At 59.9% G+C, this 347-nt stretch carries 1 protein-coding gene; it reads right to left on the bottom strand.

Annotated features, from left to right (window positions below; translation table 11 throughout):
* Positions 1-347 (bottom strand): 3'-5' exonuclease (locus H6M51_RS24355; protein WP_185812328.1); only part of this gene is annotated, 347 nt, incomplete at both ends.

The raw sequence follows: 347 nt of genomic DNA on the forward strand, positions 1-347 counted from the left end.
GTCCGCGAGGCATAGACATGTCTGTCGCCCCTGGAATTCTGCCCATGGGTGTAAAAGCGTTGCGGCGTGATCAGGCTGAGGCTGTCGCGGGCTCTTGTCATGCCGACATAAAGCAGTCGGCGTTCTTCCTCGAGCTCATCCGTCGTTCCCGCCCCAAGGTCAGAGGGCATGCAGCCATCAACGACGTTGAGCATGAAGACGGCACGCCATTCCTGGCCCTTGGCCGAATGGATCGTCGAGAGGATCAGATAGTCCTCGTCAAGAAGCGGCACGCCTGCCTGGTCGCTGGTTGCATCCGGCGGGTCAAGTGTCAGTTCGGTCAGGAAGCGTTCGCGGCTTGGATAACC

Source organism: Rhizobium sp. AQ_MP (genome assembly GCF_014237835.1).
Taxonomy (GTDB): Bacteria; Pseudomonadota; Alphaproteobacteria; order Rhizobiales; family Rhizobiaceae; genus Allorhizobium.